General features: G+C 71.8%; 7 protein-coding genes and 1 pseudogene. 4 read left to right on the top strand and 4 right to left on the bottom strand.

From position 1 onward, the window contains the following. Both KWI83_RS37320 and KWI83_RS39675 read right to left on the bottom strand, forming a co-directional pair. Positions 1 to 198: pseudogene (locus tag KWI83_RS37320) on the bottom strand (methylmalonyl-CoA carboxyltransferase); the annotation flags it as partial. Between the two features lie 227 nt (positions 199 to 425). Next, on the bottom strand, positions 426 to 1,385 hold the full coding sequence (locus KWI83_RS39675; protein WP_308122399.1) for an SDR family NAD(P)-dependent oxidoreductase: 960 nt from the start codon (positions 1,383 to 1,385) through the stop codon (positions 426 to 428). A gap of 566 nt (positions 1,386 to 1,951) precedes the next feature. Here KWI83_RS39675 and hpnR point away from each other — a divergent pair. Both hpnR and KWI83_RS37335 read left to right on the top strand, forming a co-directional pair. Further along, complete coding sequence (hpnR, locus tag KWI83_RS37330; protein ID WP_218518814.1) at positions 1,952 to 3,454, top strand: hopanoid C-3 methylase HpnR; 1,503 nt, start codon at positions 1,952 to 1,954, stop codon at positions 3,452 to 3,454. 5 nt (positions 3,455 to 3,459) lie between these two features. After that, complete coding sequence (locus KWI83_RS37335) at positions 3,460 to 4,353, top strand: DMT family transporter (protein WP_218518815.1); 894 nt, start codon at positions 3,460 to 3,462, stop codon at positions 4,351 to 4,353. 43 nt (positions 4,354 to 4,396) lie between these two features. Here the strand turns inward: KWI83_RS37335 and KWI83_RS37340 are convergent, their stop codons facing one another. Beyond that, complete coding sequence (locus tag KWI83_RS37340) at positions 4,397 to 5,662, bottom strand: glycosyltransferase (RefSeq protein WP_218518816.1); 1,266 nt, start codon at positions 5,660 to 5,662, stop codon at positions 4,397 to 4,399. 156 nt (positions 5,663 to 5,818) lie between these two features. Between KWI83_RS37340 and KWI83_RS37345 the strand changes: the two genes are divergently transcribed. After that, on the top strand, positions 5,819 to 6,376 hold the full coding sequence (locus tag KWI83_RS37345; RefSeq protein WP_218518817.1) for a YceI family protein: 558 nt from the start codon (positions 5,819 to 5,821) through the stop codon (positions 6,374 to 6,376). An 11-nt stretch (positions 6,377 to 6,387) separates the two neighbouring features. Here the strand turns inward: KWI83_RS37345 and KWI83_RS37350 are convergent, their stop codons facing one another. Beyond that, positions 6,388 to 6,810 carry an ATP-binding protein gene (locus tag KWI83_RS37350; protein WP_218518818.1) on the bottom strand — a complete coding sequence of 141 codons (423 nt, stop codon included), beginning with the start codon at positions 6,808 to 6,810 and terminating at the stop codon, positions 6,388 to 6,390. A gap of 112 nt (positions 6,811 to 6,922) precedes the next feature. On the opposite strand from KWI83_RS37350, the gene KWI83_RS37355 reads away from it, so the two are divergent. Beyond that, the coding region (locus tag KWI83_RS37355) for a helix-turn-helix transcriptional regulator (protein WP_218518819.1) at positions 6,923 to 7,729 on the top strand (807 nt) is incomplete at its 3' end.

The raw sequence follows: 7,729 nt of genomic DNA on the forward strand, positions 1-7,729 counted from the left end.
GCGGAAGGAGCCCGGGTCGAGGAGCAGTTCGATGCGCTCACGGGCGGTCAGCTTGCCCTTGGCGTGCTGCGCCTCGGTCGCCCTCTCGCTGGGGCCGGCCACCGCCTGCGCGCGGATCTCGTGCAGTTCGGCCACTCGCCCGCGCGCGTCCGTCGGCTCGCTCGTGGACTCACCCGGCGCCTCATCCAAAACGGTCATGTAGCGACCTTACGAAGGACACCAAGGAAAGCGGGCCGTCGACTCCGTACAGTCTCCGGCGCGTTTTCCTGGTACCCCTGAACAGAACCAGGGCGGCTTGCAGGCGTTCCGACTGCTCAGGGGGCTTCTGCGTTGTAGGGCTCACACAAAATGGTCAGCCCGCAGCCACGCAAGATTCATGTCCGCCCCATGCCATCCCTCGGGTGACACGTGAGGGTAGCGCGGGCTCAGCCGAACCGGTTCAGCAGGCGCCGGTACACCGTGGGCGCGAGTCCCTTCGCCCGCCCCGGCAAGGTGAGCCAGCCGGGCACGTAGATCTCGTCCCGGCCGCGCAGGACCGCATTCCAGACGGCGTCGGCGACCCGGCCCGCGGTCGTGGGGCGTGGGTGGGAGCGCCGGTAGGTGGCGCCGCGGCGGGCGAAGAAGCGGGTGTCGACGGGGCCGGGCACGACGAGGGTGACGCCCACCCCGGTGCCGCGCAGCTCCTGGCGCAGGGCCTCGGCGAACGCGGCGAGGCCCGCCTTGGCGGCGGAGTAGACCGCCTCCTCCCGTACGCCCACGCAGCCCGCGACCGACCCGACGAGCACCACCCGGCCCCGGCCGGCCGCGACCATGGTGGGCAGGACCTCGCGGACGAGGTGGAGGGTGGCGTTGAGGTCCACGGTGAGCACCCGGTCGATGGCGGCGGACGGCATGCTCACGAAGTGCCCGGCCCACCCGATCCCGGCCCCGGCGACCAGTACGTCGATCCGCCCGCCGGCCCGCAGCGCGGACTCGGCGAGCAGGCGGGGGCCATCGGGGGTGGCGAGATCAGCCGGCAGCATGACGGCGGGCCCCGCCCCGGCGGCCGTCTCCGCCAGCCGCGTGCGGTCCCTGCCACTGACGATCACCTGCCAGCCCCCCTCCGAGAACCGGCGCGCCACGGCGGCACCGATGCCGGAGGACGCGCCGGTAATCAGGGCCACGAGACGGTCGGGGGGGAGCGAAGGGTCGGGGTCGGGGTCGGGGTCGACCGCGGAGGGGTCACGGGCGGGGTCGGGGTCGCGTTCGACCGTGGAGGGGTCACGGGCGGGGTCGGCCTGGGGGGCGGCGGGGGTCGGCTGCGCCTGCGGGGCTCCGGAGGCGGCACTTGCGGGCGGGGCGACGGGAGTCGGCTGCCCCTGCGGGACTTCGGACCCGGCACTCACCAGCGCAGCGACAGAGACCGGCCGCCCCAGCAAGACTCCGGACCCGGTGCTTGCGGGCGGGGCGACAGGCACCGGCCGCCCCAGCAAGACTCCCGACCCGGCGCTCGCCGACGGGGTGACGGGGGTCGGCTCCCCAACCGGGTGACCAGGAGCCAGGTGTTCCCGCCGGGCGGTGAGGGCGGCGGGCGAAGGGGGGCCGGGCGCCGTGGTGGTCGGCTTCGTCGGTGGGCCGTGCCTGGGACCCGAGCCCGTAGGGGGCGCAGACGGTGTCGGAGACGGCCCAGTCTGGCGGGCGTGCGTGGAGCCGGGGCCGGGGTGGTTCACGAGTCGGTCTCCCTGCGCTGTGGGTCCGGTGTGCCGGGCACGTCTCCAGCACACGCTTCCTCGCTCCCGGCCGCCAGTCCTGCCGCCCGACCGACGCGCCCGGACCACCCTTGCGGACCGCGCGGTGCACCCAGGCGGCGGTATCAGCGGTACGCGGCAGGGGCTCACCGGGATACGAAGAGGCGAAGGGAAGCCCGGAACCCTCCCGTTCCGCATCCATCCGCTCCTGTGACGAGGTCCCCGTGCGATTGCTGCTCGTCCACCCCAGCGCCCTGATGTACTCCGAGATCTTCCTGCGGCTCGAACCCCTGGGCCTGGAACGGGTGGCGGGCGCGGCCCGCGACGCCGGTCACGAGGTGCGCGTGGTGGACCTCCAGGTGATGAGCCGGGAGCAGCTGCGCAAGGAGGTGCGCTCGTTCCGCCCGGAGGCCCTCGGCGTCTCCCTGAACTACCTCGCGAACATCCCGGAGGCGATCGAGCTGGCCGCGGCGGTGAAGCGGACGGTACCGGGCTGTTTCGTGTTCTTCGGCGGTCACAGCGTCTCCTTCGTCGCCGAGGACGTGATCCGGCAGGCCGAGGGCGCGGTGGACGCCGTGGTCCGCGGCGAGGGCGAGCCGGTGATGGCGCCGCTGCTCGCGGCGGTCCAGGACGGCGGCGACCTGGCGGACGTACCCGGCATCGTCACCGCCGAAGGACGGGGACCCGCGCCGCTGATGCTGCACGGCATCGACGCCCCGCTCCCGGCCCGCGACCTGATGCGCAACCGCCGCCGCTACTTCATCGGCGAACTCGACCCGTGCGCCTCCATCGAGTTCACCCGGGGCTGCCCCTGGGACTGCTCGTTCTGCTCGGCGTGGACGTTCTACGGCCGCAGCTACCGCAAGGCTTCCCCCGAGGCCGCGGCCGCCGACCTGGCGAGCATCCGCGAGCCGAACGTCTTCATCGTCGACGACGTCGCCTTCATCCGTCCGGAGCACGGCGACGCCGTCGCCGCCGAGGTGGAGCGCCGCGGCATCCGCAAGCGCTACTACCTGGAGACCCGCAGCGACGTACTCCTGCGCCACCCGGAGGTGTTCGACCGCTGGTCCCGGCTGGGCCTGTGCTACATGTTCCTCGGCATGGAGGCCATCGACGCCGAGGGCCTTGACCTGTTCCGCAAGCGGATCAGCCCCGACGAGAACCTGCGCGCCCTGCAGACGGCCCGCAAGCTGGGCATCCAGGTCGCGATCAACCTGATCGTCGATCCGGCGTGGGACGAGGAACGCTTCCGGATCGTCCGGGAGTTCGCGCTGGCCGTACCGGAGATCGTGCACTTCACGGTGATGACGCCGTACCCCGGCACGGAGATCTGGCACACCGAGTCGCGTCGCCTGACCACCCGCGACTACCGCCTCTTCGACATCCAGCACGCCGTGGTCCCCACCAAGCTGCCGCTCGAACGCTTCTACGAGGAGCTGGTGCGCACGCAGGCCGTCATCAACCGCAAGCACCTGGGCCTGCGCACGGCGTTCGGCGCGGCCCGCGTCCTCGGCCGCAACCTGCTGCACGGGCAGACGAACTTCGCCCGCATGCTCTGGAAGTTCAACAAGGTGTACAACCCGCGCCGCCAGATCGCCGACCACGGCAGGCCGGTCCGCTACGAACTCCCCCTCCCCCAGCACCTCGACGTCGCCGACCGCCGTCAGCTGTACGTCCACACGCGCGGGGCGACGCAGGGCGCGCCGGGCCGGGAAGCCGCCGATTAGCCGCGATGCCGGTCGCCGTCCTCGCCTCGCTCGCCGCCGGCGCCTGTTTCGCCGTCGCGGGCCTGCTGCAGCAGTGGGCGGCGGGCGCGCGCCCGGACGACGAGGCGCTGAAACCGAGGCTGCTGCGCCATCTCGTACGGGACCGGCTGTGGCTGTCGGGCATCGGGCTGGCGGTGCTCGCGTACGGCTTCCAGTCCCTGGCCCTCGCCTTCGGCCCGCTCAGCCTGGTCCAGCCGCTGATCGTCGCCGAACTCGTCTTCGCCGTACCGCTCTCCGCGCGCCTGCACCGGCTGCGCCTCGGCCGGCGGGAGTGGTCCGGCACCTTCGCGGTGGCCGCCGGTCTCGCCCTCGCGCTCGCCTCCGCCCGCCCGCACGGCGGCCGTCCGGAGACGGGCCTCATGTCCTGGCTGCTGATCCTGGGCTCGACGGCGGCCCTGGTCTGTGTCGCCCTCACGGCCGGACGACTGCTCCTCGGCCCCTGGCGGGCCTCGGCCACAGCGCTGGCGGCCGGCGCCGTGATGGGCATGCAGTCCGTCCTGCTCGCCGCCACCGTGGAACGCCTCCGGCACGGGCTCGGCTCCGCCCTCTCCGCCTGGCAGACCTACGCCCTCGTCGCCGCCAGTCTGGGGGGCCTGCTGCTCATCCAGAGCGCGTTCCAGCAGGGCCCGCTGGCCGCGAGCCTGCCGGTCATCGACGCGACGGAGCCGGTGGTCGCCGTGACCGTGGGCATGACGGTCTTCGGTGAGACGATCCGCACGGGGTGGCCGGTCAGCGCCGCCACGGTGACCGGGCTGGCCCTGGTGGCGGCCGGGATCGTGAGCCTGGACTCGTCGCCGGTGGTGGCGGCCCTGCACGGGCGGCGCGGCGGTGCGTTCGTACGAGGTGCGGGGCGCCGCTGACCAAGGCGGCCCCCGGACGACCATGGCCGCCCCGGCGTCGTCCTCACGCCGTGCGAACCGCCGGAACGGCCCGCGTCCACACCGGCAGCAGGTCCTCCTCCAGCACCCGGTCCCACGAGGGGTGGGTGCTCCTCGCCGTGGCCGCGGCCCGTCGGCGGACGGCGTCCAGGACGCGCGGCTGATCGACGAGCGCGCCCAGGGCGTCCGCCCAGTCCCGCGCATCGTCACGGCGTACGACGATCCCGTCCTGCCCCGGGGCGCCGAGCCAGTGCGTGGTGCGCGCGCCCTCGGGCAGTACCACCGCCAGCCCGCTCGCCATCGCCTCGGCGACGACGTTGCCGCAGGTCTCGCTGCGGGACGGGAAGGCGAAGATGTCGCAGCCCGCGTACACAGCGGCGAGCCGTTCCTGGGCGAGCGGCCCGAGGCAGGTGACGTCCGCCCCCAGGGACCGCCGTACCGCCGCCTCCTCCGCACCGGACCCCGCGAGCACCAGATGCACACCGCTTCCCCGCCCGCGCAGCAACCGCACGCTCTCGGCGAGCAGCGGCAGCCCCTTGGTGGCGTCGAGCCGGCCAGCGAACAGGACGAGGGGCCGGTCGGTGGGGACGCCGTACTCGGCGGCGAGGCGGGTCCGGGCGGTGGCGTCCGGGCGGAAGAGCTGGTGGTCGATGCCGCGGCGGAGCAGCGAGACGCGGTCGGGGCCCAGGGTGCGGGCGAGTTCGGCGCGTGCGGCCGGGGTGGGGACGAGGACGCGTTCGCAGCCGCTCAGCAGCCGGTCCCGCCGCCTGCGCAGCCGGCGCTCGACCCGGTTCGCGAGGAAGTCACCCGCCCGGCCGTGGGTGCCGGGGAGCCGGCGGTCGGCGAGGTAGCGGCTGTAGACGGCGGCGAGGGCGGGGACGTCGGTGTGGACGGAGGCCACCAGGCGGGGTGCCGGTGCGGCCGTGCGGGCGAGGCGGGTGGCGGTGGCGGCGTAGGCGAAGGTGTGGGTGAGGTGCCAGACGTCGTGCCGGGGCAGCAGGGCGGCGAGGCGCGGGTGATACGGGGTGAGGTCGGAGGCGTCCTCGGCACCGTCGGCGGAGACCAGCGCGGCGGTGCTGAGCACGGGGCGGAGCATGACGAGCCGGACGTGCGGGGCCAGTTCCTCGACCCTCTCGCGGTCGCCGAGGAAGTACACGGTGAGGTCCAGTCCGGGGCCGTCCGGGCCGCTGGGCAGCCGGGCGGCGCTCTCCGTGAACCGCTCCCAGCATTTGACATGACCACCTGACGTGCTGCTGCGCAGCAGCTCGACCAGGACCGCGACCGAGGACACGATCACTGGGTACCACCCCGGCGAGTGATCCAATCGCGACACCACGGCCATGATGTTGAAAATTGAACGGAATAGGTCTACGGTCGAACCCGTCGATGTCGTTGAACATTCAACAGACGCTGACGATCCCGCAGCACCGCCCCCAAGGAGCACGTCATGAGCAGCACCCCGCAGCTGGCCGCCCTGACCGGCGACTACGCCCTCGACCCCGCGCACACCACGATCGGCTTCGTCGCCCGGCACGCCATGGTGACGAACGTCAAGGGCAAGTTCCTCGACTTCAGCGGCTCACTGCACCTGGACGGCTCGGACCCGTCCAAGTCCACGGCCTCCATCGACGTGAAGATGGACAGCATCGACACGGGCAACGCCGACCGGGACGCCCACCTGAAGAGCGCGGACTTCTTCACGACGGAGCAGTTCCCGACGATGACGTTCCGCTCCACGAAGGCGGAGGCGCTCGGCGGCGACGACTACCGCATCACCGGCGACCTGTCGATCCTCGGTGTCACCAAACCGATCACGATCGACCTGGAGTTCAACGGCGCCGCGAAGGACCCGTTCGGCAACGACCGGGTCGGCTTCGAGGGCAAGGCCGAGATCCTGCGCTCCGAGTGGGGCCTGACCTGGAACGCGGCGCTGGAGACGGGCGGTTTCCTGATCTCGGACAAGATCAAGCTGGTCTTCGACATCTCGGCGATCAAGAACGCGTAGGCCACGCCTCTTCACGGCCGCCGCCGACCGGGCGGCGGCCCGAACTCGCACCACAGGATCTTGCCGGGGTGCCGCTCCTCCACTCCCCACTTGTCCGCGAGCGCGGAGACGAGGAACAGACCACGGCCGCGTTCGGAATCCGTGGACCGTTCGGGGATGCGGATCTCACCGGAGCCGCTGTCGTGGACGGCGACGCGCAGCACGCCGTCGGGGTACAGGGTGAGCCGGACGAGGAAGCCGCGGCCTGGCGGTACGCCGTGCAGTAACGCGTTGGTGGCGAGTTCACTGACGCAGAGCAGCACGTCGTCGCCGCGCTCGGTCACGCCCCACTCGGTCAGCGCCTCGCCGGTGAACTCGCGTGCCAGACGCACCGATCTGCGGTCCCGGCGGCAGAACGCCTCGCGGGTACGGGGGTGTTGGGATGGTGCGTTCATGCGGCCACTGTCACAGCGAGTCACTATCGTGGATCAGTGAGTGACGTCGTAGTTCTGATTGCTACGAGTCCGCTACGAGGAGTTCTGCTGCGTACGGGGGAAGGGTCGACGCATGCACACGGCGAAGAAGCCCAAGAAGGTCGGTTCCTGGCAGGCGGTCGGCGCGGTGCTCGCCCATTACCGGAAGCGAGCGGGTCTCACACAGGAGCAGTTCGCCGAGATGGCGAACATTCATGTGGACACGGTGGGGTCCATCGAGCAGGGGCGGCTCGCGCTGCAGCCGGATCGCGCGGCGCAGTTCGATGAACTGCTGGGGACCGGTGGGGTGTTGAGCGTGCTGGTGGCGAAACTGCCGGTGCGGGAGCGGATCGTGCAGTTCGCGCAGGGGCTGGTCGATCACGAACAGGAGGCGGTCAGCCTCCTGTCGTACGAGGCTCAGGTCGTTCCTGGGCTTCTCCAGACCCGGGACTACTGCCGGGCCGTCTTCGACTTCAGGTATCCGGCGATCGGGAGTGAGACGGCCGAGCAGTGGGTGAACGCGCGTATGGAACGGCAGTTGGTCTGGCAGCGCGATCGGCCGCCCGTCGGCCACTTCGTGCTGGAGGAGAGCATCCTGCGGCGCCAGGTCGGCGGCCCTGAGGTGATGCGTGAACAGATCCGGCAAATCCTGGAGTACACCGAGCCCGTCCACATGAGTGTGCAGATCATGCCCATGGACCGAACGCCGCACGCCGGTCTCGACGGGCCCATGGTGCTGCTGGAGACACCGGAACACGAGCGTTTGGTCTACCTCGAAGTGCAGCGCGCCAGCTTCCTCGTCGACGATCCTGACGAGGTCAGCGACTATCACCACAAGTATGGAATGCTGCGGTCACAGGCCCTCTCGCCCGACGAGAGCGTGCGCCTCTTGAACGGACTG

The sequence above is a fragment of the Streptomyces sp. TRM70350 genome, from assembly GCF_019219825.1.
In the GTDB taxonomy this organism is placed as follows: Bacteria; Actinomycetota; Actinomycetes; order Streptomycetales; family Streptomycetaceae; genus Streptomyces.